The sequence below is a fragment of the Terriglobus roseus genome, from assembly GCF_900105625.1.
In the GTDB taxonomy this organism is placed as follows: domain Bacteria; phylum Acidobacteriota; class Terriglobia; order Terriglobales; family Acidobacteriaceae; genus Terriglobus; species Terriglobus roseus_B.
This window is the reverse complement of the sequence record NZ_FNSD01000001.1, coordinates 2,940,610-2,964,938: the sequence shown is the minus strand read 5'-3', so window position 1 is coordinate 2,964,938 and position 24,329 is coordinate 2,940,610. Positions and strand designations below refer to the sequence as shown.

The following is a 24,329-nucleotide window of genomic DNA, read 5'->3' as shown; positions in this document are numbered from 1 at the left end:
GGGGCACGACCAAAGTCGTGCCCCTCGCCGCCGCCGTACTCCGCGACCGCTGCGCATAAGATAGAGGGTGTTCGCCGTCTCTTCGCGCCTGCATGCCAACCTTTGCCATGACCGATAAGCTGCCCACGCTGCACGAGTTCTTCGCGCCGGGCGGCGTGCTGGCTGGTTCTTCTCTGAACTACGAGCATCGCAAGGGCCAGTACGAAATGGCCAAGGCAGTCGAGAAGGCTCTCGAAGACCATCGCCACCTGATCGTCGAGGCAGGCACGGGCACCGGCAAGACACTCGCGTACCTGCTGCCGGCGCTGCGTATCGCACGTGAGCGCGGCCAGCGCGTCATCATCTCGACCGGTACGAAGAACCTCCAGGAGCAGCTGTTCTTCAAGGACATCCCCTTCCTCGAGTCGCTGCTGGGTCCGCTGAAGGTCTGCTACATGAAGGGCCGCGGCAACTACGTCTGCAAGCAGAAGCTCTACGCGCTGACCGCCGCGCCCATGCTCACAGGCCTGGAAGAAATAGACCAGTTCCACAAGATCAGCGCATGGGAGCGCGACACCGAAACGGGCGATCGCGCGGAGATCTCCGGCATCCCGGAGAACTCGCCGCTCTTCAGTAAACTCGACGCGCGCAGCGAAGCCTGCCTGGGCCAGACATGCCCCAACTTTGAGCCCTGCTACATCACGGCGATGCGGCGCAAGGCACTTGAGAGCGACATTGTCATCGTCAACCACCACCTGTTCTTCGCGGACCTGAACATCAAGCAACAGGCCCCCGGCGCGCCCGACGCAGGCATTCTGCCTGACGCAGCCGCGGTCATCTTCGACGAAGCGCATGAGATGGAGTCGGTTGCCAGCGACTACTTCGGCGTCGCCATCAGCCAGCAGCGCGTGGAAGAGCTAGCACGCGACACGGAGATGCTGCTGCGCGCGAAGGCCGTTTCGTCTTCCAGTATCGAAAGCGCAACCGTCAATCTACGGGAACGCGCGCGCGGGTTCTTTGCTTCGCTGCCGATGGAAGGCTTTCAACTCGGCCGCCAGCCCTTCCACGACCGTCCGGGCTTTTTAGAAGAGCGTGGTGAGAATTATGCGACCTACCTCACGGCACTGGACCGACTGCGCGACGAGCTGGACCGCGTGAAGGATGTGGACGAGGTCAACGGCTTGAAGCGGCGCGTAACGGACCTTCGGACCTCCTCGAGCTTCCTGATGGAGGCCCAGGATCCGAACACTGTCTTTTGGATCGAGCGCCGCGCAGCCGGTGGAGTCAAGAACTTCAGCCGTCTGCAGACGGGCACTCCTGCGGCCTTTCATACCTATCTACAAGCCACTCCTATCGACGTCTCGGAGATCCTCCAGACCTCTCTCTTCGCAGGCTTCAGCTCTGTCATCCTGACCAGCGCGACGCTTACCGTGCAGGGCGGCTTCGACCACATTGCGAGGCGCCTGGGACTCGTCGGCGCGCGCGAGCTAACGGTGCCGTCACACTTCGATTACACCAGGCAGGCGCTGTTGTATCTGCCGCCATATATGCCTGATCCCCGCGACCAGGACTTTATGCCGCAGGCTGCTGAGCGCATGCGCCGCGTCCTGGAGCTGTCGCGTGGCCGCGCTTTCTGCCTCTTCACGAGCTACGCGCAGATGAAGACCATGTACGAACGCATGCTGGTCGAGTTGCCGTTCCCTCTGCTGCTGCAAGGGCAGGCGCCACGCAAGCAGTTGCTGGACGAATTCCGCGAAACGCCGAACGCCGTTCTATTCGGCACTTCGTCCTTCTGGCAGGGTGTCGATGTGCAGGGCGACCAACTAAGCTGCGTCATCATCGACCGGCTGCCCTTCGCTGTGCCGAGCGATCCAGTCCAACAGGCGCGCATGGAAGCCATCGAATCCAGCGGCGGCAAGCCCTTCCATGACCTGTCGATCCCGCAGGCCGTCATCACGTTGAAGCAGGGCTTCGGCCGACTGATCCGCTCCGCCACTGACCGCGGAGTCCTCATGCTTCTCGACAGTCGCATCCAGCGCCAGAGCTACGGCAAGATCTTCCTCGACAGCCTGCCGCCCTACCGCCTGACACAGGACATCAACGACGTAGAAGCCTTCTTCACACGAGAGACGCCAGTCTTGTAGCCGGGACGACGCACGGATGCCCCGCACTGAGAGGTCCACGGATGCGAATGGTCCCCTCAGTGCCCTGGCGACTCGCGAGTTCCTCAGTTGATGTTCAGCGTGACAGTCGTGGAATGGCTCACTGCGCCACTCGTTCCGGTCACGGTGATGTTCGATGTCGAGGTGGCGGTGGACACCCCGTCGCCGCACCCGCTCATCACCGCGGTGCACAGCATCGCGGCGAAGAGCAATGTCAGCAGGCGGAATGCTACTTTCCTGCGCTGGAGTGGCAGGAGTAAGAGGAGCGACGCAAACGACACAACTGCAGCGATTGCCTGTTTGGGGTTCTGCCTGGCCTGACTTACCTGGGTGGGCACATTAATGGTCATGGTGGCGGCTGCGGCTTGCGTGGTTCCCGGAACAAGGCTCGCCGGCGTAAAGCTCGCGGTGGCACCGTTCGGTAGCCCCGTGGCCGTGAGGGTGACGGCGCTCGTAAAGTTTGCGCCGGCCGTCGTGGAGAGAAGCTGAAGGGTGTACGTTGCAGTGGCGCCGCGCTGTACCGTCTGCGAGGGATTCGGGACGGACAGGCTGAAGTCAGCAACGGGAGGTGCGACGCTTGTGCCGGTGCCGGTGAGCGTTGAGCTCTGTGTGCCGACACTATCCACCACGGAGAGTGAAGCCGATGCACTTCCGGCTGCGGATGGACGGAACGAGACCTGGATGGTGCAGGACGCACCTGTTGCCAGGGTGGTGCCGCAGGTATTCGTTCCCAGGGTGAATGCCGATGCGTTGATACCGACGATGCTGATCGAGGTGATCGGCAGGGCTGCAGTACCCCCATTCGTCAGGGTGAAGACCTGTAGGGCGCTGGCGCTGCCGACGTTGACGCTGCCGAACGCGGCAGTGGCAGGCGTGAGGGTTGCTTGTGGCGTGGCGACTGTTGTGCCGGTGCCAGACAGTGCAGCGCTCTGCGTCCCGACGGAGTCGTTCACTGAGAGCGTTGCCGTGGCGGGACCAGCTGCAGTCGGCGTGAATTTCACAGCAATGGTGCAAGTGGCACTCGCCGCCAGAGAGGTGCCGCAACTGACCGTCCCCAGCGCAAACGATGCTGCATTGGTGCCGCTGATGCCAACCGAGGTGATGGGCAGCGCGGCGTTGCCGGCATTGCTGAGCGTGAAGGTGATGATGGCGCTGGAGGAGCCGACCACCACAGTGCCGAAGCTGCCGGTTGCAGGACTGAGTGCGGCCTGCGGCGCGGTCGTACCAGTACCGCCCGAACCCGTTCCGTTGAGAGCAATGACCTGGGTAGCACCTGCGACGTTGCGGTTGTTGTCCGTGGTTGTGAGCGCGCCTGTGATGGCGCCGGAGACAGTCGGGGCAAAGTCTACAAAGTCTCTGCACTCTCCGCCCGGGGCCAGTGTGACGGTGCTGGATGTCGGAGTGAGCAGCGAGCAGCCATCGCTGTAGCCCTGTTGCTTGTTCAGGAAGTTGGCGGAGATGCTCGGATTGGTCCCGCTGGCTGGGACAGAAAAGATCAAGGGGCTGTTGCCGATATTTGCGATCTGGACCTGTGTGGGAATGCCGTAGGTGGTGCCGACGGCGAGAGATGGAAAGGTGAGCTTAGGCGCATTTTCCTGGTCTGCCTTGTAGACACCGCCTACCGATCCAGCAGGCGTATAGAGAGAGCCGATTCCATACACACTTCCGCCACCATCGACGGTGATGACGCCCGAACCGGCCGCGACGGAGAGAGCATAGTTGCCGTTGCCATCGGCCTTGACCCGTGAGATCTGTTGATTGGCGCCGCTGCCGGCACCGGACACATAGACATCACCAGCACCGTCTACCGCGATGGACCCATTGGGAGACACGTTGCCGCTGGAGAAGACGCTTGTCTTGAATTCCCCCGAAGAGGTTGGCACAACGGCCGTCAGACCATTGATGTCCGCGGTATAAACGGTTCCTGTACCATCGACCGCTATCCCTCCGAAGGAGTCGGGCTCCGCGATCTTTGCCTGGGAGTAACGGCCACCGGGCAGAGGGGTCAGCCGAACGACCACGCCACCGCTGTTGCCGTCCCCGCGAATGTCACCGATGTACACATTGCCGCTGCCGTCAACCGTGATGCCCTTCGGACTGTTCAGTCCCGTGGCAACGGTCGTCTGCGTGTAGCCGTTGGAGGCATTCGGCGTGAACTTTAGAGCGACGGCAACGCGGTATGCGGTGATGGGGTTCGGGTGGTCGGTGACATATAGATTCCCGGCACCATCGACCGCAATGCCTGACGGTCCCTGTAGACCACTGGCGATGACAGTCTCGGTGTACGTCCCTCCGGTGCCAGGCGTTTCCTTCAGTACGCGTTGGTTTATCGCGTCGGAGAGGTACACAACGCCGTTCCCATCGACTGCAATGCCTGTGTAAGAGATGGAACCTGCGCGAACCTGCGTGCCGGTGGCCGGGATAAAGGCGATCTGCGGTCCGGTACCTGTTCCGGAGACTGGCACGTCTGCAATGACGGCACCGGCATTGTCGACCAGGGTGACGGCACCGGCACGTGTGCCAGCGTGCCGTGGAGTGAATGTCACGGCTACCGTGCAGCTTGCACCGGCGGCATAGGCTGTGGCCGCAGCGCAGGTTCCGCCGCCCGCGTCGGTGAAGTCCAGCCCCGTCGCTCCAAGTGTCGTGACCCGATAGCTGCCCAGTGTGGCCGCTGCTGCGAACTTGTAAGTCAGTGTCTGCGAAGTGGTGCTACCCAGAGCGGTGTCGGCGAACTGCAATCTTGCCGCATCGACGCTGGAAGCTGGGAACGCCAGGAGAGGAGGCTGCCCGACTGTCAGCCCCTCGACGTAAAGTGTGTTGCCGTCCTGTGCCACCGCTAGCCATTGGGGCTCGAGGTCGTCGGGGATGGCAGCGTCAAAGTAGCCGAAGAGCCGAAGGGTGTAGCCGCCGCCAGTGGGCACGGCCTTGTAAATGTGATGTATGTCTGTGGCATAGACATTTCCGACGGCATCCACCACCAGGCCCTGCGGGCCAATGAGTCCTGTCATCAGGACACTCTGTGTAAAGCTGCCGCCTGTCAGAGTTTCTTTCAGGACGCGTGAGTTTCCAGCTTCGACGATGTAGAGGTTTCCGCTGCCGTCGACACCAACGCTGCTGGGGGAGTTCAAGCCGGAGACAACCGTCGAGGTCCCGGCGCTGGATATCTTCATGACGCTTGTGCTGGTGGTGACATAGACATTTCCGGCTGCGTCTAGCGTCAAGCCAGTTGTGAATGTGGAAGGGAGAGTAAGCGTCGCAATAGAAGTTTCGCCGCCGCCACCAGGCGCAAATCTCACGACCTTGTTGCCTTCGATCGCGAAGAGAGTCCCACTCGCGTCGATTGCGATGTTGCCGGTCACGTTGCTGGTACTCGTAAAGAATTTGCTCTCGGCGTACCCCGTCCCGGTGGGTGTGGCCTTCAAAACGATGTTCTGAGCGGCACGGGAGACGTAGTAGACGTTGCCCGCCGCGTCGACTGCCTCCCCGAGGGCTGCGGGGTTGGTCGTGCTGACGACCGTTTGGGCATACGCCGTGAGGGACAGCAACAGGCAGACTGCCAGGGAAGTTCCGAGCTTCAGGACACCTCGAAGTACCCGCGCGATTTGTTCCGAGCGGTTTTCAGGAGCGGAGGAATCGGGGTGGGGCCGGGCAGTAGAACGGACATTCAGGACAGTCTGCATAAGTTCCTCAACAAACATGGGTTCTTGGGGTGCGTCCGGGTACACGCTCGATGGCGACAATGGGCAGAAAACAGGCATGGCCGATCGAGACATCGGGGAGACTTGATCGCTCTGCAGTACTTTGCGCGCGGACGCGGCACTCTTCGAATCTTGGTTTTGTGAGGTTTTTCTTAGGCCGTCCCCAGTTTTGGGATGCTGCCCTAACTGCTTGACAGATAACCCCTTATGTAGTGGTGCGTAGAAATCTGCACGCGTGCGAGGCGGCTGTGACAGGTGAGGACGAAGGATGCCTGCTCGTCCCCGAAGCCTGGAATTCCCGGGGACGTTGGCGCGTCGCGGATTGATGCCAGGAACTCGCACGAGTGAGATAGGCTGATTCTCACCATGGCTCGCGTCCGCACGATCGTCACGCCGTTGCTCGCAGCTGCAGCCGTCAGCGTCCTGACCGGCTGCCGGCCGAAGGAGATGCAGCGCTGCGTGGACGAGCATGACAATGTCGTCGACGATAAGCTTTGCGCGAATCTGCCCCAGAACGCCGTGCAGCAGAGGCCTGACGGACATGGCGGCTTTGTCCCGCTGATCATTCCGTACCGCTACTACTACGGCGGCGGAGGCGGTTATGGGCTGGGGTCACGTGTCTTCGGCGGTGGCTATCAGCCGCAGCCGAACCACATTTACGGCAGTCCGAGCAGCGGTAGTCGTGGGGGCTTCTTCAGCGGCATCACACGCGGCGGCTTCGGGTCACACTTTGGCGGGGGCGGCGAGTAATGCAACGACACGCAACACAGCCGCGAGAGAACTGGCGGCGTAAGGTAGAAGTCGATGGTCTGACGTTTCATTCACCGGAAGACCTTGCGCAGCAGGGCGCCGTCTATTGGGATGAGTCTGCCTTCTACAGCTTTACTGCTGCGGAGATCGACACACTGGAAGCGGCGTCGAATGAGCTACAGACGATGTGCCTCGCCGCTGCGCAGCACATCATCGACACGAAGCGTTACGCTGACCTGACCATTCCGCAGGGGGCCATCCCGCTGATCGAGCGCACCTGGCAGGCGGAACCTCCCGCGCTCTACGGTCGATTCGACCTGATGTACGACGGCAGCGGTCCGCCGAAGCTTCTGGAATATAACGCCGATACGCCAACGTCCCTGATTGAAGCTGCGGTGACACAGTGGAACTGGCTGAACGAGATGCATGCGGGCGCGGACCAGTTCAACAGCCTGCACGAACGCCTGATCGCCAAGTGGAAGGACATCAAACCATACCTGCAGCAGCCGGTGCACTTTGCCAGCGCGGACAGCGAGGAGGATGTGCTGACCGTCGCTTACCTGCGCGACACCGCCGAACAGGCGGGCCTGGCCACAGCGCAATTGCTGATGGAAGAGATCGGCTGGGATAACGGCGCGGGGCGTTTCGTCGATTTGGAGAATCAGCCCATTCGCACGCTGTTCAAGCTGTACCCGTGGGAGTGTCTGCTGGCAGAGTCGTTTGGGCCGGACGCGCTTTCCACTTACGACCGTGTCACCTGGATTGAGCCAATCTGGAAGATGTTGCTGGCCAACAAAGGTATTCTTCCCATCCTGTGGGAGCTGTATCCAAATCATCCCCTGCTGTTGGAGGCTCACTTCGACGATCCGCACGCCATGCGGAGCTATGTTCGCAAGCCTTTGCTGAGCCGTGAAGGCGCGAACATTACGCTCGTCGCTCCGGGAGCGTCGACCAAGACAGACGGCCGGTACGGCGCTGGTCGGTTTGTCTGCCAGCAAGCGGCGCCACTGGCGACATTCTCTGCTGCGGATGGCAGCGCGCGTTACCCGGTGCTGGGTTTGTGGATGATCGACCAGGAGTGCGGTGGCATGGGTATCCGCGAATCGCGGACACCCATCACCGGGAATCTCAGCAGCTTTGTACCGCACTTGTTCCGCTAGCAGACGCCTTTACTGAGGCGTCTGGGTTGTTCCCTCGGTCGTGCGTGGGCGCATGACGCTGCTGGAGCCGTTGTTGAGGCCCCGCGTCTTCCCGTTGCCCGTCGGCAACGCTCCGCTGCCACTGTTTGCCGATGCTGCGTTCCCCTGCAGCGTCACGATCAGGGCTTTCGCAGGCTCATTGGAAGCGTTCGCGTAGCTGTGCGGCGTGTTCGCGTCGAAGTAGACGGCGTCGCCCGCTCCAAGCCTGTGTTTGCCTTCACCGTGCGTGATATCCAGTTCGCCCTCCAGCACATACAGGAATTCGCAACCTGGGTGCTGATGGGCGCGGCGCGGAGTCATATTCGGCAGGAACTCGGCGAAGTAGGGATCAAGCTGACGATCCGGGATGAGATAGCCGAGCGACTCGAAGTAGTACGCCGGGTCATCCGTTCCGCTCTGCGGCAGACGAATGCGATCCTTGCCTCGCTGTACGCGGAAGAGCGTCTTAGGCTCCGGCTCGAAGAAGTAGCTCAGGTCTTTGGAGAAGACTAGCGCGATGCGAGCCAGGTTGCGAAGGGTCGGCACGACGCGTCCAGTCTCAAGCTGCGACAGGAAGCTGGCCGAAAGACCCGTATGGCGGCCCAACTCGACTAGGCCCATCGACTTCTTCAGGCGCAGTTGCTTGATGCGGTCGCCAAGGCGCTTCTCAGAGATAAAGGACTCAGCGGCCTCTGTGGCGACGCGCACGTCCTTTTCCGCTGCTACTTCCGGCGGCGTGATGGGTTGCGGGGCCAGTTCTTGGGGGTCGATCTGGATTGCCATGGGGTCGGTATGCTCCTGACGGTCGGCGAGTGTGGCAAGCCGAAAAGATGTTGTTATTCCGTCGAAAGATGTACGTCTCGCTAACACTGCTGGATTGGAGCCAGATGAAATAGATTTCGTGGCCTGTGCAAAAAAAATGTGACGGATTTGCAGCCCGGTCATATAGTCCGATAGCTCGCACAAGCTCCCGCACAACCCGGTGAAAGCCGTTCAGGGCGATCGCGATGCTAGGCTTTGGGAATGAATGCCTCCGGCAAATCTGGACTGACTCGGTACGGCATCCTGCCGCTGGTCGTCCCGATTTTGCTGACAGGCTGCGCGAGCGAGGGGCCGCTTCGACCACCGACACTGCGCCTTCCGGCTGTCGTCCGAGCTCTAAGCGCCCAGCGCTCCGGCCCGGGGGTGGACCTGGCATGGACCAACCCGACACGCACAACGGACGGCGTCTCGCTGACCGGAAAACACGGTGCGGGCAAGCTCGCCGCCGAGATCTGCCGGGCAGAATCCTTCGCCGCGAACGGCAATTGCTCTCCCATCGCGAAGATCCCGGTTGAGGCCGGAACGCACACCAGCTTCCGCGATGCGCTGCCCACGGACCTTATGGCCGGCCCGGATCGCGCACTACGCTACCGCGTCCGGGTGTTGAACGGCATGGGCAAAGGTGCTGCCTATGCCGAGATACTTACCGCCGCGGGAGAGGCGCCGGCCGCGATGCGCGGCCTGACCGCGTCGCCCGTCGCGGCTGGCGTTGCGCTTCGCTGGCAACCCGGCGCGACAGCGCAGGACCGAACCCTGCTCCACGTGACGCGTGGCGATGCGCCGGTCGTGGCCTTCCGCAATAGTGCAACCCCCACGACGCTACCGCCCGATGTCGCTAAGCCTAGTGAAACCAAGCCACCAGCGACGACGCTGATGGCCGTCGAGCCCGGGCCGCACGATCCGGGGGGCGCTGTCGACACGGGCGGCCGCGCCGGTGTTACCCAGACCTATACGGTCTACCGGTCGCGTCCTGCGCACATCGGCGGTTTGGATCTGGCGATCAACGGCGAATCTGCGTCTGTCACGGTCGCTGCGTCGGCCCTGGCGCCTCCGCCTGCGCCACCCACTGGTCTGGAGGCGGTTGCGAACACGCTTGGCTCTCCCTCCATCGATCTGGTCTGGCAGGCTAATACGGAGCCCGGTGTCGGTGGATACCTGGTCTTTCGCGCAGATGCCGCGGGGACCCCGACGCAGTTGACCGCGTCACCTGTGCGAGGCTTCAGCTATACCGACGCCACCGCGCAGCCTGGTACCGACTACCGGTACAGCGTGGCGGCGGTCAGCACGGATGGCCGGGCGGGTGAGCACAGCCGGGAGATTCACGCCTCCATTCCGCAGCCCTGACGAGCTGCGCAGAAGGTGAATTCTCGCTCGTGCTGCGCATCGTCGCCGGCGGAACGGCTCCCATACGGGCGTAGAATCGTAAAGCAGCATCAAAAGATTGAAGGCACAGCGAGGGATACACGATGGCGACGCTCTTGGAGCAGTTGAAGCAGTACACCACGGTAGTTGCGGACACCGGTGACATGAAGTCGATGGAGAAGTTCAAGCCCACCGATGCTACGACCAACCCTTCGCTGATCACTGCGGCCGCCGGCATGCCGGAGTACAGCTACATCGTCGACGACGTTCTGAAGCAGGCGAAGTCAGCCGCCGGTGCGAACTCGGATGATAAGGCTGTTGCAGCCGCTGCATTCAAGACGCTGGCTGTCGCCTTTGGCCGCAAGATTCTTGAGATTGTTCCTGGTCGCGTCTCGACCGAGGTCGACGCACGCCTCTCCTTCGACAAGGAGAAGACGATCGAAATGGCGCACGACATCATCAAGCAGTACGAGGATGCCGGCGTTGATCGCAAGCGCGTTCTGATCAAGATTGCCTCCACCTGGGAGGGCATTAAGGCCGCTGAGGAGCTCGAGAAGGAAGGCATTCACTGCAACCTGACACTGCTTTTCGGTCTGCACCAGGCCGTAGCTTGCGCCGAAGCGAAGGTGACCCTGATCTCGCCGTTCGTCGGCCGCATTCTGGATTGGTACAAGAAGGACACGGGCAAGGATTATGCCGGCGCGGAAGATCCGGGCGTGCAGTCTGTCACGACGATCTACAACTACTACAAGAAGTTCGGTTACAAGACCCAGGTGATGGGCGCCAGCTTCCGCAACACGAGCGAGATCATTGAGCTCGCCGGTTCGGACCTGCTGACGATCGCGCCGAAGCTCCTTGCAGAGCTGGATGCGACCGAAGGCACGCTGGAAAAGAAGCTCGATGCTTCGAAGTCCGCATCCATGGACATCCAGAAGATCACGATCGACAAGGCGACCTTCGAGAAGATGCATGCAGCAGACCGCATGGCTCACGACAAGCTGAAGGAAGGCATCGAGGGTTTCAGCAAGGCATTGGAAGAGCTGGAAGAACTGCTCGCCAAGCGCCTGAAGGAAATGCCCGAGCCCGCACACGCATAAACGCGCTGCGAGCTGCCACCAGGAACGGGAACGGCTACGGCCGTTCCCGTTTTATTGCTCGCTGCAGTTCTTCCACTGCAGACGAGTGGCTTCAGCCGGTCGGTGCTTCAGACTCCCGAGCGTCAAGTCCAAAATGGCGTGCCGCCTCCTGAACGCAACGGCATACATTGACGGTCAACGCGTTCCAAGCGCCGACTGCGCTGAAAGATGGGTCCCCAGCCATGCGACATAAGCTCCTTTCGACTCTTCGGGCACTCTGCCTCATCGCAAGCCTCATGCCAGTCACGGTCCACCTCATGGCACAAACGCCTGCCACTGCACCGCAGACAGATCCTGCCACGGCCGCACCCGTAACCCAGCCCGCGCCCGCATCACCAGCCTCTTCTGCTTCTGGGCAGCCGAACTCGGCGCAGCCGGCCACCCCGGCACAACCAGGTCGCGCCGCGGATGGCTCCTTCACCATTCGCCGTTCTGCCCGTCTGGTGGTTCTGGACGTGGTCGTCACCGACAAGTCCGGCAAGGTCGTCACGGATCTGACACGGGATGACTTCCATGTCACCGAGATGGACCAACCGCAAACCATCCTGAACTTCGAGGATGCAGGTCGCCACACGGTTCCAACCACGCTCGACATCAATTCCACCGCAGACCTGGATCGCCTGGCACCCCAGGCCCCCGTCAACATTCTTCTGCTGGATGAGTTCAACACACGCTTTGAGGACATGGCCTTCGCTCGTTACTCCCTCAAGAAGATCCTGGAGAAGCAACCGGAAAAGCTCCCCACGCCGACGATGCTGATCGCCGTGAACCTTACCAGTTTCAGCGTGCTGGTGGACTACACGCAGGACAAGGCAAAGCTGATCGGCGCACTGGACCACCACTTCGTTGCGTATCCGTGGCAGGTACATCAGGGTGGCTGGATCGCTGAGCGCTTCAGCGCAGCGTTCGGTACGTTGACCCGCGTGGCTGAAGCAGTCACCGGCCATCCTGGCCACAAGAACATGATCTGGATCGGCCGCGGCTTCCCTGCCTATAACTTCGTCAACGGCCCGGTCGACACGGAGAATCGCGTCAACAACGCAGTGCAGCTCTGCGTGAACGAATTGCGCGACGCGCGTGTGACCCTCTACACGGTAGACCCGGCCGGACTGACCGCGACGCCCGGTGGAGGCTACGGTCCCGCAGCCGCATTCAACGACCCGTTCGGCGGGAACTATCAGTTCAGCAAACTGGCGGTAGCAACCGGCGGTCGCACCTTTTACGGACGCAACGATGTGGATGCCGAGATTGCCAACGGTATCCGCGACGGCGCTGCCTTTTACTCGCTCACCTACCGTCCGGGGAATGACTCGGTCGATCCCAAGAAATTCCGCCGCATCAAGATCACACTCAGCCGCCCGGACCTGACGGCGACGACGCGTGAAGGCTACTACGTCCAGCAGGGTCCGGCCCGCGTTAATCCTTCTAATCCATCGCGTCGGCTTGCCTTTGAGTTGATGGCCGCAGACAGCAGCAACATGGTGTATGACGGCGTTCCGCTCACGCTCACGCCCGACCCCGCGAATCCAGACGCCTTCAACATTCACGTCAACGGCAAAGGTCTTGTCTGGACGATGGCAACCGATACCGAGGCACGCCATGCCGATGTCGTCGTCATCGCCTCAACCTTCGACAAGAAAAATAAACAACTCAAGCAGATTGCACGCAGCATCAAGGTGCCGGCGACTGCCGATGTGCCTCCGACCGGACCACTGATGCGCGATGTGAATTTCCACTTCCTGTTGGACCACGATCCGAAGGCCGTCCGCGCTCGCTTTGTAGTGCGCGTCTCTGCCACGGGCCGCATCGGAACGGCGGATGCCCCCATGAATGGAGCCACCCTGCCGCCGCCGAAGTAGCGCAAAAATTGCCCAGACGCGGCACGGTCCCGCCGAAGCAGGACCGTTCTCACCAGACCGGGGGAAAAGTCTACAGATGGAAGATGGATTTATAAGCCGGAGGCTTTGAAGCGACTTCGCTGTTTTCGTCAAACTTCAGGGGAGCAAACGGGCGTTCGCGCTGGGGGATATCAGCGGGGTTCGTTGAGGCACCTTCGCCCTGCACGGCATGGCTGCCCAAGTGGGAGGACAGATGCTTTTTGCGAGGCGCCAGGTGATTGTGGATACCGGTACTGCGCGTGATGAGACTCATGGCAACTCCCTAACGTGTGTCCTTTACAACGTTTTGAAGATGCTCGTCCGGAGCAGATCCAGAGGGTGTTGGCCGGTGCAGCAAAACACGATGCAGACGGCGCGCGCCAGAGGGTAGGCTTCAAGGCGAGAGGCACCTTGCTGCCGCGAAGAATACTCCCAAAACTACTGCGTTCGCAATGGGGCTGAGCCAAAAGATGCGAGGGCGTATCGCATTGCGATCCGCCCTCGCTGCCTTTGAATTAATGAGTCTGCTGGAAGTGTCCGTTAGAGAATGTAGCGGCTCAGGTCCTGGTTCTTCACGATCGCCGCAACCTGCTGGCGCACGTACTCCGGATCGATTACGACGACGCGTTCCACGCCGCCTTCCACCTGCCGCTCAATCACCGGCAGCGGATGCTGCGGTGGCTCGGTCTCCGGTGTGCCCTTGGGCTTCTGCAGCGTACTGGGCTCAACCTGAGCGACCACACCGTTCTCTGCTGGCTTCGCATTCTTGATCAGGTCGGGCGCCTGGAAGCTGATCTCATCCAGCACGCGCTCCATGATGGTGTGCAAGCGGCGCGCACCGATGTTCTCTGTTGTCTCATTCACGCTGAACGCAAAGTTTGCCATTTCCTCAAGAGCTTCCGGCTTGAACTCAAGGCGCAGACCCTCGGTCTCAAGCAGCGCGATGGACTGCTTCACCAGCGACGACTTCGGCTCGGTAAGAATGCGGATGAAGTCCTCAACGGTCAGCGACTGAAGTTCCACGCGGATCGGAAAACGGCCCTGCAGTTCAGGGATAAGATCACTCGGCTTCGATACGTGAAACGCACCCGCCGCGATAAAGAGGATATGGTCCGTCGAGACGAAGCCATACTTCGTGTTGACCGTGGTGCCCTCGACGATCGGCAGGATATCGCGCTGCACGCCTTCGCGGCTGACGTCGGGACCATGGCCGCCCTCGCGGCCGGCGATCTTGTCGATCTCATCCAGGAAGACAATGCCGCTATCTTCAACGCGCTCGATCGCCGTGCGCGTTACCTGATCCATGTCGATCAGGCGGCCCTCCTCTTCGCTGATGAGATACTCAAAGGCTTCCGAGACCTTCATCTTCTTCTTGCGCGAGCGCGATCCGAAGAGGCCCGGCAACAGATCCTTCAGGTTCACATCGGCATCTTCACTGCCGCCCACGCCAACGATCTCAAACGCGGGCTGGTTACGATCCCGAGCATCGATGTCGACCATCCGGTCGTCCAGCTTGCCTTCACGAAATTGTGTGCGCAGCTTCTCGCGCGTGCTGTCCAGCGACTTCGGCTCTTCCGGCTTCGCAGCCGCGGCGTCGAAGTCGATGGCGACCGGTACGGCGGCAGCAGCCTGTGCCTGATCTTCCGGCTTCTGCTCCTGCGAGGCCTTCAATGTATCCAGAGGCGCGGGCGGCAGCAACAGGTCGAGCAGGCGCTCTTCCGCGACCATTTCGGCCTTGTCTTCAATCTCCTCCAGCTTCTCTTCGCGCACCATCTCGATCGATGTTTCGACCAGGTCGCGCACGATGGATTCCACGTCGCGGCCGACATAGCCGACCTCGGTGAACTTGCTGGCTTCCACCTTCAGGAACGGCGAGTTCGTTAGCTTGGCTAGCCGTCGCGCAATCTCTGTCTTACCAACGCCCGTCGGTCCGATCATGATGATGTTCTTCGGCATGATCTCGTCGGCAATCTCAGGCGGCAGCTTCTGCCGACGCTGACGATTGCGCAAGGCAATGGCCACGGCACGCTTCGCCGCATGCTGACCAACTACGTATTTGTCGAGCTCCGCAACGATTTCGCGCGGGGTCATCTCTTCCAGATTGACGGCCTGGTCTTCTGCAACTCCGGGGAGGTAGATCGCCATTAGAGTTCCTCCACGGTGATGTTTTCGTTTGTGTAGATACAGATCTCAGCCGCGATCTTCATGCTCTTTTCGACGATCTGGCGGGCAGAAAGCTCGGTGTTCTCAAGCAGTGCCTGCGCCGCGGCCTGGGCAAAGCTGCCGCCGCTGCCGATGGTCATGATCGCGCCACCTTCAATCTGGTCCGGCTCAATGACATCGCCATTGCCGCCGAGGAGATACATGTGGTCCTTGTCCGCGATCAGCAGCAGAGCCTCCAACTGGCGCAACAGCTTGTCGGTGCGCCAATCCTTGGCGAGCTCAACCGCGGCGCGCGGCAGGTTGCCGGCGAACTGCTCCAGCTTGCTCTCGAAACGCGAGAAGAGTGAGAACGCGTCAGCCGTCGATCCCGCGAAACCGGCCAGCACCTTGTCCTGGTACAGGCGGCGCAGCTTCTTCGCGCTGGATTTCATCACAGCAGATCCGAGGGTTACCTGGCCATCCGCAGCCATGACGACGGAGCCGTTGCGACGCACGCACAAGACCGTTGTCGAGCGGATGCGGCGGCCGTCTGCCTGGTCGTACGGGTGCGCAGCAGGGTTCGGGTTAGAAGAGGAAATCGGCATAGGAGTGTTGCGCGTGGGCGCGCCGGAGCGGCCGCCGGAAGAAGATTGCATCACTCACAAGTATACGCCCGCCGGCACGAAACCCGCATGAATGCTGGATTTCTTCGCTTTCCGGAGGACGTCGCAGCCGCCGTGCAGACCCTGATGCGGAAGCGCGGAAAGGGTCACGAGCGAGGCTCAAAGGCGATGCGGCTAGATCTCTGCTTCGCTCTCCCTTGGTACAGGGCGAGACGACTGGGCCTGATTGGACTGAACATACTGATGCTCAGGTCCGCGGTCGGCCAGAGTGACACGGGTACGGCAGAATCCGCAACGCCAGGGGTACTTGCCTGCCAACGGAAGAATGTAAGTCTCCCACAGGCCGCGTCTTCCGCTTCGATACATCCTGCCGCTCGCGCAGACAGTACAACGGTGCTCACTCAATGTGTGGTCTCGAATTGGATTGGTCCAGGCAGTGGATATAGCCGTGCAGAGGAACAATTGTGACCAATGGATGGTTGGATGCGTCGTTTCGCGCAACTGCAATTAAATCACAAGGATTATGCGTGATACCAAAGTCGTAGCCTGTGCCGCCCGGGTAAGCGCATCGATGCTCCCCAAAACGGCACAAGGCTATAACTCCTTCGCTTTGCTAGCGGTAGCTGGGCGGCGCGGGGTTGCGCACGGCGAACTGGCGCTGATGCCAGTAGGGGTATGGGAGCGGCCGCTGGCTGGCTTGATCCAGTTTCGCAACCTGATCTGTTGACAGGGTGAAGGTGGTAGCAGCGAGATTCGCTCTCAGCTGATCGGCATTGCGTGCGCCGACGATCAGGCTGCTGACCGTTGGCTTACGCAGCAGCCAGTTCAGTGCCACCTGAGGGACAGACTTGCCGGTCTCTGCTGCGACCGCGTCGAGTGCTTCCACTACGGTGTAAAGATACTCGTCGTCGACCACGGGACCGCCCGCGGTACCCTCCTTCGCCCGGCTGCCTTCGGCTGGCGGCTGTCCGCGGCGGATTTTGCCCGTTAGTCGACCCCAGCCAAGCGGGCTCCAGACGAGCGCGCCGACGCCCTCCTCTACCCCAAGCGGCATCAGTTCGTGCTCGTAGTCCCGGCCGATCAGCGAGTAATAGACCTGGTGGGCGGCGTAACGCGCCCAGCCATACTGCGCGCTGATATCGAGCGAACGCTGCAGATGCCAACCGCTGAAGTTGGAGCAGGCAATGTAGCGAATCTTGCCTTCGCGAACGAAGTCGTTCAGCGTGCTCAGGGTCTCTTCCATCGGTGTCAGCGCGTCGAAACCGTGCATGTGGAAGACGTCGATGTAGTCGACGTTGAGACGTTTCAAACTTCCATTGATCTGGCTCGTGAGATGGAAGCGCGAGGATCCCATGTTGTTCGGTCCATCACCGAATGGGAAGGTCGCTTTCGTTGAGATCAGTACCGACTCGCGGGGCAGGTGAGCGATGGCCGCGCCAAGAATCTCCTCCGAGTGACCGTTCGAATACACGTCCGCCGTGTCGAAGAAGTTGACACCGGCGTCCATGCATATGTCGATCAGGCCACGCGCCTCGGCCACGTCGGTCGAGCCCCAAGCCTTGAAGAAGTCTGTTGATCCACCAAACGTCCCCGTACCGAAGCAGAGCACCGGCACCTGCAAACCACTTTTTCCAAGCTGTCGAAATTCCATGGACCTTCAGATGCGCCACCCCTGCGGCGGGGCGCGTCTTTCCGAACGGCGGTGGGCGGAGTCGCGAAGAAAACCGCCAATGTAAACCTTTTTGGCATCGCTCATTCGCGTACGCGGAGAGACGGGGGAAATCGTCCCATGGAGCGTGATGGAAACTCGAGACCCAACTTCCTCGCAGTCCTGCAGGCGCTGCGTTCTCATTGCCGCGCTGCTGGTTGCGATATCAATCGCGCCGCGCATGAAGGCGCAGGCATCCGCACCGACGGCCAGCCGCACGGCCGACCTGCAACTCGGCGGAGGCTTCGCCCTCGCAGCTCCGGATTACGGCCCGGGCATCAAGGGCTTCACGCTCTACGGCACGTACGACTTCCGCACACATCTAGGCGTTGAATTCGACTTCCACCAGCTTAGCTCCCATACCGGCAGCGACCTGTACGAACGCAGCTACGAGATGGGTCCGCGTTACGTGTGGCATCTGGGGCATGGACTGAACCCGTACGTGCGAGTCATGTACGGGCGCGGCGTCTTCAACTTCCCCGCCAACATCGCCAACCTGGCCTACAACATGGGTGTGGCCGGCGGAGGGGTCGATATCCATGTGCATAAGCATGTGAATGTCCGCGCCGAGTATGAGTATCAGAAGTGGTTTGGCTTTCCGCCGCATGGACTTACGCCGCAGATGGTGACCATCGGCGCGGCTTACCACTTCTAGCGCAGCCGTCGAAACGGGTGCCAATGTCCCGCAGCGGAGACAGGGTTCAACCGTTTGTTGCTTCGATCATGTGCAGAGCTTCTTCTAACACTTCGCCGCCGAAGCCTTCAATCCATTGGATACGCGGGTCCCGCCGAAACCATGTGCCCTGCCGCTTGCTGTAGTTGCGATGGCCGATCTGGGCGCGCTCGACCGCTTCTGGCTCGGTCATCTCACCGCGAAGAACCGCTTGCGCCTCCGCGTAGCCGAGAGCTCCCAACGCTCGTGTGGAACCATACTTCGCAACCAGTGCACGCGTCTCCTGGACGAGGCCATCCGCATACATCGCGGCGCAGCGTGCGTTGATGCGTTCGTAGAGCGCCGCTCGATCGGGCATCAGCCCCAGTTGCACTACGCGGAAGCCAGTGAGCGGCTGCGGCCGGCGATCGCTCCATGCTTCGCTCATCGGACGTCCTTCCATCACTGAAACCTCGATCGCTCGGATCAGTTTCGGCAGGTCGTTTGCATGAATCTTCGCTGCATTCGCGGGATCAAGCCGCCGCAGCACGCGATGCAACAACGCGGGGCCTCGCCGGTCCGCAGCTGCTCGCAGGCGGTCGCGCAGGGCCTCGTCACGCTGCGGTACCGGGCTTAATCCATCGAGCAACGCTCTCAGGTAAAGACCGGTTCCTCCCGCAACGATGGGCACATGTCCTCGCACCGCGATGCCGGCGACTGCCTCGCGTGCGGCGCGACCGTAGTCGCCCGCGGTGTACTCTTCGCTGGGCCAAGCGACATCAATCAAGTGGTGCGGCACGCGTGTGCGCTCCTCTCGCGAGGGCTTGGCGGTGCCCAACTCCATCTCGCGATAGACGGCGACGGAATCGCACGAGACGACCTCACCCCCAAGGCGCTCTGCAAGCGCAAGCGAGAGAGCGGTCTTGCCGCTGCCGGTGGGACCAACAAGGACTACGAGCAGGGGTTCTACCGTTACCAAATCCGCCACCACCCCTGCAAAAACATGCCGTGAATCGCAGCACGATAGACGATCACCGCGATAACACCCGCGCCCAGCCAAAGCGCCGCGCCGACCTGCTGCCGCTGCTGCGTGGCGAGCGCGTCCTGATGTTCGTGCGGGATGTTGCGGCGAGGCATGATGTGCAGGATATCGCCCGGAAGGGATCGCCACGGAGCGGCACTCCACCGGGGTCCCATTCTTTCGTGGGCCTATGGCGAAATGATGGAGTATTCGCTGGCAGCGCGAATCGGAGAACTTAACTGGAAAAGGTCGCTTACGCGCGGTACCCCACCCTTGCTGCGCAAGCATGGGCCCCGAATCGTGGAGGATCGTGGGGGCATTGCGATCGAAGAAAGGCTACTGCGCGTCGCCCTGGCCGTCTTTGTTGATGCGGAATTCGATGCGGAGTTCGAGGTTGGGGCCGTGGAACTCTTTCGGCAGCGGCTGCGCCTGACCGAGGCCGGTGATGGAGCCCCAGGCGGCGCGGTCGATGGCGACGTCATGCGTAGAGTAGTCGAGCTTCATCGAGTTCGGAGCGATGTGGCCGTCTGGAAGAATGGTGAACCTCACGCCGGTGATGCCCTGCTTGTTCAACGGGGGCCGGCACTCTTCCGGGATCAGTGGCAGCCAGTTGCGCCGCACATCGCTCAGCAGCCGTGCGAGGTACTTGCTGAAATCGACTCCCTGCATGTCCGACAGGACCTGTACGCCCTGCTTTGTACCGCCCTGCTGGCCACGACCGGTTGAGCCGTAGTCACCACCCTCACCGCTACGCGCGCCGCGTGCCGCATCGGCGATGGACTCACCCGCACTCTTCTGACCGCCAAAGATGTTTCTGTTGGCGGTCGGAGAAGCGGAAGGCGCGTCAGCGAGCGGCGGTGCAGTCCGGCTGGGCTGAGGCGTCGGCGGTGTATTGCGCGGCTGCTGTTGGGGCTGTTGTTGCTGTTGGGGTTGAGGCTGTGGCTGCTGAGGTTGTGGCGTCTGTTGCCGCGGCTGTGCCGGCTGAGGCGTGGGCTTCGGCGCGGGAGGCGCTGGATTGCCGGCGCGCGGCTCCGGAGCCTGCGGGCTGGGCTTGGGACTCTGTGAACTGGTGGACTTCTCGCTGATGTTGGGCGTCGGCCGCGTCGGCTTTGTGAACTTCTTCAGGTCCGGCGGCGTGTCCAGGTCGGTCATTGCGCTGCGGCGGTCCGGCGGTGCCTGCACGATAACCGGCGGGTGCCAGAGGTAGCGCGGACCATAGACGATGACCCAGCCAAGGATCAGCCAGACGATAACCGAGATATAGACAGACTCGCGAAAGCGCGCGCGGGATCGTTCCGCGTCCACTTCGTCCAGCAGCATCACCAGTTCGTGCTGGTGAAGCTCTTCGTAACGGCCACTACGAAACCTGCGGCCGCCGGACACCGCGCTGGGCGTGTCGTTGGGCCGTGCTGTTTCCTGTGAGCTGTCCTCGCCGGGAGGTGTTTCGAGTTGGGCCACGCGTGTGTCGGTCTCTTCAGGGTTAGGACGACTGCCGGGGCCAATTCGTTTCGAACGGCGCGGCTTGTCGCCCGTGGCGCACCTCTATTCTCTCATCCCGGCAGGCAGACCCGTGCCGCTCCGGCGCGTAGAATAGCCCGGAGATGCTCCACTTGCACGCCATTGCGGCACTTCTGCAGACTGACGCCGCCACAACAGCCGCCGCGCATGGCGCCAAGCACGTCGGCGCTCTGAAACACTTCACTGAGAATCTGAACCACTTCTTCCAGCGCTTCGGGATCTGGGGACTTGCCGCCATCGCCCTGCTCGACTCGGCAATTCTGCCCATGCCGTGGCAGGTGCTGCTTGTCTCCGAAGTCCACAGCAATCCCTCCCGCTTCCTGATCTACCCGGTGGTAGCGGCAGTTGCCTCTGCAATTGGCAGCCTGGTGCCCTTTTATGTGGGTCGCCTGGGCGGCGAAATCTTCCTGCTGGGCAAGATCAACCGCGAGCGCTACGAGCGTCTGCGCGATCGCTTCGAACGGCAGGAGTTTCTGGCCATCTTCGTCCCGGCCATGGGGCCGCCGCCAACCCCCATCAAGCTGTTCGAGTTCTGTGCGGGCGTCTTCGAGATGAAGCCCCTGACCTTTGTGGTCGCCATCCTGCTGGGCAAACTGGTGCAGTTCACCATTTACGCGGTCATCACACATGTGTACGGACCCGGTGCACTGGGAACATTGACCGCCGGTCTACGCGGACATACGCACCTGATCTTTACCGTGGTGGGGCTGCTGCTGGCCGCCATTGCGATCTGGGTTATCCGCAAGATCTTCGACCGCCGGCGGGGTACACGTCTGCCCATCGAAGAAGAAGAGCTCGAGGGCAGGACCTCCATCGTCGAGGAGTAGGGCGCCGCGACCTCCCTGTACGCAGGCCGGTCACCCCTTGTCCGGCTGTCCACGCCGGTTGAACACCCAGATGCGGGCATCCCTGCCCTGGCGTCTATTTCTGCTTGTAGAAGAAGTTCTCCACGGCCAGCCAGTCGTCCACGCGGGTCCACTCCGTCGCGTACTTATTGTGCGGTGCGGAGAACAACAGGCCGCGGCCACGGAAGAGACGCAGCTGTCTTGGGTTGTCGTCGATCAGGAAGTCGGCGGCAAGGATGGACTTATCGCCGCAGAAGACCATGTGTGACGGCCGGATGAAGGGGAAGTGTTGTTCCATCCACTGGTACTTGGCGGTGAAGCTGGCCGGGACTTCCATGGCAGCGGAGGCGATAAAGACCTCGTGGTCGCGGCTTAGGCGCTCCAGAACGCGCTGGGCCTCCGGCATAACGGGCAGGGCGCCGAAAAATTCCGGTTCGTTCAGGTAGTTGCCAAGAGCCTCGTGGTGCTCCGGCGGAACACATTGCCAGAGCCACTTGCCGTCCAGGTCTTCGTGGGTGAGTTCGGCGCCAAAGTCGGCGTTGTAGCGGCGTTTGTGTTCGGCCACAGTGTCCGCCATGACCTCATCCATATCGACTGCAATTCTTGCCATGGTTCTCAGCGTAGCGCACTTCAAGGCGCGGCTGGTCTGGGCGGCGCGCCGTCCGGCTCCCTAAGCGCAACGTGGCGATTCTGCTCGCGTTCAGAATCTGGATCCGGAGCGAAGCGCGTATCCCACAGATTTTGTCCTCCTGAGCGAAGCGCAGCGAAGTCGAAGGACCTGCATTCCGTTTGCGGCCCCACAAGGTGCACGGCAGACCTCGCACCTTTGTGGCACACCGAACGAAATGCAGGTCCTTCGACTCCACTTCGCTGCGCTCCGTTCCGCTCAGGATGACAAATCTGTGGGAAGCGGGCGTTCCGACCAGGATGACCGGGTTGTCGAGGTAGGATCTGCGCTTTGGGCCGGCTCCGACCCGGTCGAACAAAACTGCATCCCGGCACTTTCCGGACGAATCGAAACAAGGACATGGCATCCGCAACGATCGAAGAGTCAGGCCAATCGGCCGAGGTGCAGGCGGCGGCTCATCTGCCGTGGGCACCCAAGCACAACAAGTGGCTGATTGCCTTGACGGTGACACTGGCCACGTTCATGGAGGTTCTCGATACCTCCATTGCCAACGTCGCGCTGCCGCACATCGCGGGTGGCCTGGGCGCTTCGCAGGACGAGGCGACGTGGGTCATCACAAGCTACCTGGTGGCGAACGCGATCATCCTGCCTGCGTCGGCATACCTGACGACTTTCATCGGCCGCAAGAAGTTCTACATGATGTGCGTGGTCATCTTCGGCATCTCGTCGATGATGTGCGGTCTTGCCGTCTCGCTGCCGATGCTGATCGTCTTCCGCCTGATCCAGGGTGCGGGCGGTGGTGGTCTTGGACCGAGCGAACAGGCCATCCTTGCCGATACGTTTGAACCAAAGGAACGCGGGCAGGCCTTTGCACTGTACGGCCTGGCGGTCGTCGCAGCGCCTGCCATTGGACCGACGCTGGGTGGTTGGATTACCGATAACTATGACTGGCGATGGATCTTCTTCATCAACGTGCCGGTCGCAATTCTCTCCCTGATCCTGACGACGCGCATGGTGGAAGATCCGCCGCACATCGTGGCCGAGGTCGCCGAAAGCAAGCGTAAGGGCCTGAACCTGGACTATGTGGGCTTCGGTCTGCTGGCGCTGGGCTTCGGATCGCTGGAGTTCGTGCTGGACAAGGGGCAGGAGGATGACTGGTTCGGGTCGCATGTGATCACGGCCTTCATCATCATCTGCGTGGTCTCGCTGGTGTCGCTGATTATCTGGTCCCTGGTCCAGGCGCGGAAGGGCAATCGACCGATCCTGAACCTGACGCTGTTCAAGCGGCCGTCCTTCGCCATCGCGTTTACGCTGCTGTTTGTTCTGGGTTTCTCACTCTATTCGTCGACGGTGCTGATCCCACAGTTTGTGCAGACGCTGCTGGGATACACAGCAGAGCTGGCCGGATTTGTGATGTCGCCCGGTGGCGTGATCATCATGTTCATGATGCCGGTGGTGGGCCTGCTGATTACGCGTGTGGATCCGCGCGTCATGATCTCGTTCGGCTTCCTGCTGATGACCAGTTCGCTCTTCGCCATGCACCAGATGCTGGCGCTGAACTCATCCTTTAAAACGGTGATGTGGCTGCGCGTATGGCAGGGTGCGTCGCTGGCATTCCTCTTTATCCCGATCAACACGATCAGCTACAACGGTGTGCCGCGGTCTCAGAATAATGACGTCAGCGGCCTGTCGAACCTGGCCCGAAATGTGGGCGGATCGGTCGGCACAGCGTTCGTGGCGACCATGCTGGCGCGGCGCTCGCAGGCCCACCAGCAGAATATGACCATCCACATGGGCGCAGGCAGCACCGCATACAACGACCGGATCAGCGGCATTGCAGGTTATCTGCAGAACCATGGAACTGCGGCCGTCGCGAATCATTCGGATGCGATTGCAGCGGCGCAGGGGAACGTCTACAACATGCTGCACAGCCAGACGCAGATGCTGGCCTACCTGGACATCATCGCAATCCTTGCCGTCTTTACGACGGTGATGGTGCCGCTGGTGTGGCTGGTACCCAAGCCGGCACCGGCGTCCGCCGAGACGATGGCGCACTAGGGAACACAAAGAAGCATGCCCCATCCTTGCGAAGCAGGGGTGGGGTACCGCACGAAGTGTGACGATTTCGCAGTGCCTATCAGATTCCCCGGATCCCCGCCCTCTCGGGATAAAAATCAGTCCATCCTTCGACGAGAAACTTCCGATGGCAGAATCCGGCAGACCTATTC

At 61.4% G+C, this 24,329-nt stretch carries 19 protein-coding genes; 9 read left to right on the top strand and 10 right to left on the bottom strand.

Annotated features, from left to right (window positions below; all coding sequences use genetic code 11):
• Positions 1 to 92: 92 nt before the first annotated feature.
• Positions 93 to 2,123 (top strand): DNA repair helicase YoaA, encoded by a 2,031-nt coding sequence (locus BLW03_RS12145; RefSeq protein WP_074654326.1) that lies wholly within the window; start codon positions 93 to 95, stop codon positions 2,121 to 2,123.
• An 83-nt stretch (positions 2,124 to 2,206) separates the two neighbouring features.
• Here BLW03_RS12145 and BLW03_RS12140 read toward each other — a convergent pair whose 3' ends face one another.
• A complete protein-coding gene (locus BLW03_RS12140; protein WP_170835028.1) occupies positions 2,207 to 5,821 on the bottom strand; it encodes a choice-of-anchor D domain-containing protein in 3,615 nt (1,204 codons plus the stop codon).
• A gap of 384 nt (positions 5,822 to 6,205) precedes the next feature.
• Between BLW03_RS12140 and BLW03_RS12135 the strand changes: the two genes are divergently transcribed.
• Complete coding sequence (locus tag BLW03_RS12135; RefSeq protein ID WP_074654324.1) at positions 6,206 to 6,589, top strand: hypothetical protein; 384 nt, start codon at positions 6,206 to 6,208, stop codon at positions 6,587 to 6,589.
• On the top strand, positions 6,589 to 7,749 hold the full coding sequence (locus BLW03_RS12130) for a glutathionylspermidine synthase family protein (RefSeq protein ID WP_074654323.1): 1,161 nt from the start codon (positions 6,589 to 6,591) through the stop codon (positions 7,747 to 7,749). The genes BLW03_RS12135 and BLW03_RS12130 overlap by 1 nt, the downstream gene beginning before the upstream one ends.
• A gap of 9 nt (positions 7,750 to 7,758) precedes the next feature.
• Here the strand turns inward: BLW03_RS12130 and BLW03_RS12125 are convergent, their stop codons facing one another.
• Entirely contained in the window at positions 7,759 to 8,550 is a 792-nt protein-coding gene (locus BLW03_RS12125) for a helix-turn-helix domain-containing protein (RefSeq protein WP_074654322.1), read from the bottom strand.
• Positions 8,551 to 8,790: 240 nt separating this feature from the next.
• Between BLW03_RS12125 and BLW03_RS12120 the strand changes: the two genes are divergently transcribed.
• The 3 genes from BLW03_RS12120 to BLW03_RS12110 all read left to right on the top strand — a co-directional run bounded on the left by BLW03_RS12120 (position 8,791) and on the right by BLW03_RS12110 (position 12,946).
• A complete protein-coding gene (locus BLW03_RS12120; protein WP_074654321.1) occupies positions 8,791 to 9,933 on the top strand; it encodes a fibronectin type III domain-containing protein in 1,143 nt (380 codons plus the stop codon).
• 122 nt (positions 9,934 to 10,055) lie between these two features.
• Positions 10,056 to 11,048 (top strand): transaldolase, encoded by a 993-nt coding sequence (locus BLW03_RS12115; RefSeq protein WP_074654320.1) that lies wholly within the window; start codon positions 10,056 to 10,058, stop codon positions 11,046 to 11,048.
• 221 nt (positions 11,049 to 11,269) lie between these two features.
• On the top strand, positions 11,270 to 12,946 hold the full coding sequence (locus tag BLW03_RS12110; protein ID WP_074655973.1) for a VWA domain-containing protein: 1,677 nt from the start codon (positions 11,270 to 11,272) through the stop codon (positions 12,944 to 12,946).
• Positions 12,947 to 13,016: 70 nt separating this feature from the next.
• Here BLW03_RS12110 and BLW03_RS12105 read toward each other — a convergent pair whose 3' ends face one another.
• The 4 genes from BLW03_RS12105 to BLW03_RS12090 form a co-directional block, all read right to left on the bottom strand.
• Positions 13,017 to 13,238: a hypothetical protein gene (locus BLW03_RS12105; RefSeq protein ID WP_074654319.1), complete on the bottom strand. Its 222-nt coding sequence runs from the start codon at positions 13,236 to 13,238 to the stop codon at positions 13,017 to 13,019.
• A gap of 266 nt (positions 13,239 to 13,504) precedes the next feature.
• On the bottom strand, positions 13,505 to 15,109 hold the full coding sequence (gene hslU, locus BLW03_RS12100; RefSeq protein ID WP_074654318.1) for an ATP-dependent protease ATPase subunit HslU: 1,605 nt from the start codon (positions 15,107 to 15,109) through the stop codon (positions 13,505 to 13,507).
• A complete protein-coding gene (gene hslV, locus BLW03_RS12095; RefSeq protein ID WP_432279815.1) occupies positions 15,109 to 15,762 on the bottom strand; it encodes an ATP-dependent protease subunit HslV in 654 nt (217 codons plus the stop codon). Before hslV ends, hslU begins: the two co-directional genes overlap by 1 nt.
• Before the next feature lie 580 nt (positions 15,763 to 16,342).
• Positions 16,343 to 17,380: an aldo/keto reductase gene (locus tag BLW03_RS12090; protein ID WP_074654317.1), complete on the bottom strand. Its 1,038-nt coding sequence runs from the start codon at positions 17,378 to 17,380 to the stop codon at positions 16,343 to 16,345.
• A 148-nt stretch (positions 17,381 to 17,528) separates the two neighbouring features.
• On the opposite strand from BLW03_RS12090, the gene BLW03_RS12085 reads away from it, so the two are divergent.
• Positions 17,529 to 18,092: a porin family protein gene (locus BLW03_RS12085; RefSeq protein ID WP_074654316.1), complete on the top strand. Its 564-nt coding sequence runs from the start codon at positions 17,529 to 17,531 to the stop codon at positions 18,090 to 18,092.
• Positions 18,093 to 18,138: 46 nt separating this feature from the next.
• Here BLW03_RS12085 and miaA read toward each other — a convergent pair whose 3' ends face one another.
• The 3 genes from miaA to BLW03_RS12070 all read right to left on the bottom strand — a co-directional run bounded on the left by miaA (position 18,139) and on the right by BLW03_RS12070 (position 20,568).
• Positions 18,139 to 19,068 (bottom strand): tRNA (adenosine(37)-N6)-dimethylallyltransferase MiaA, encoded by a 930-nt coding sequence (gene miaA / locus BLW03_RS12080; protein WP_074654315.1) that lies wholly within the window; start codon positions 19,066 to 19,068, stop codon positions 18,139 to 18,141.
• Entirely contained in the window at positions 19,062 to 19,226 is a 165-nt protein-coding gene (locus BLW03_RS20645; protein WP_170835027.1) for a hypothetical protein, read from the bottom strand. The genes miaA and BLW03_RS20645 overlap by 7 nt, the downstream gene beginning before the upstream one ends.
• A 220-nt stretch (positions 19,227 to 19,446) precedes the next feature.
• Positions 19,447 to 20,568, bottom strand: coding sequence for a cell envelope integrity TolA family protein (locus BLW03_RS12070; RefSeq protein WP_244502060.1), 1,122 nt, complete (start codon positions 20,566 to 20,568; stop codon positions 19,447 to 19,449).
• Positions 20,569 to 20,711: 143 nt separating this feature from the next.
• On the opposite strand from BLW03_RS12070, the gene BLW03_RS12065 reads away from it, so the two are divergent.
• Positions 20,712 to 21,455 carry a YqaA family protein gene (locus BLW03_RS12065; RefSeq protein ID WP_244502059.1) on the top strand — a complete coding sequence of 248 codons (744 nt, stop codon included), beginning with the start codon at positions 20,712 to 20,714 and terminating at the stop codon, positions 21,453 to 21,455.
• A 94-nt stretch (positions 21,456 to 21,549) separates the two neighbouring features.
• Here BLW03_RS12065 and BLW03_RS12060 read toward each other — a convergent pair whose 3' ends face one another.
• Positions 21,550 to 22,083, bottom strand: a complete 534-nt coding sequence (locus tag BLW03_RS12060) for a 5' nucleotidase, NT5C type (protein ID WP_074654312.1) — start codon at positions 22,081 to 22,083, stop codon at positions 21,550 to 21,552.
• Between the two features lie 417 nt (positions 22,084 to 22,500).
• Between BLW03_RS12060 and BLW03_RS12055 the strand changes: the two genes are divergently transcribed.
• Positions 22,501 to 24,159: a DHA2 family efflux MFS transporter permease subunit gene (locus BLW03_RS12055; protein WP_074654311.1), complete on the top strand. Its 1,659-nt coding sequence runs from the start codon at positions 22,501 to 22,503 to the stop codon at positions 24,157 to 24,159.
• The last annotated feature ends 170 nt before the right edge of the window (positions 24,160 to 24,329 follow it).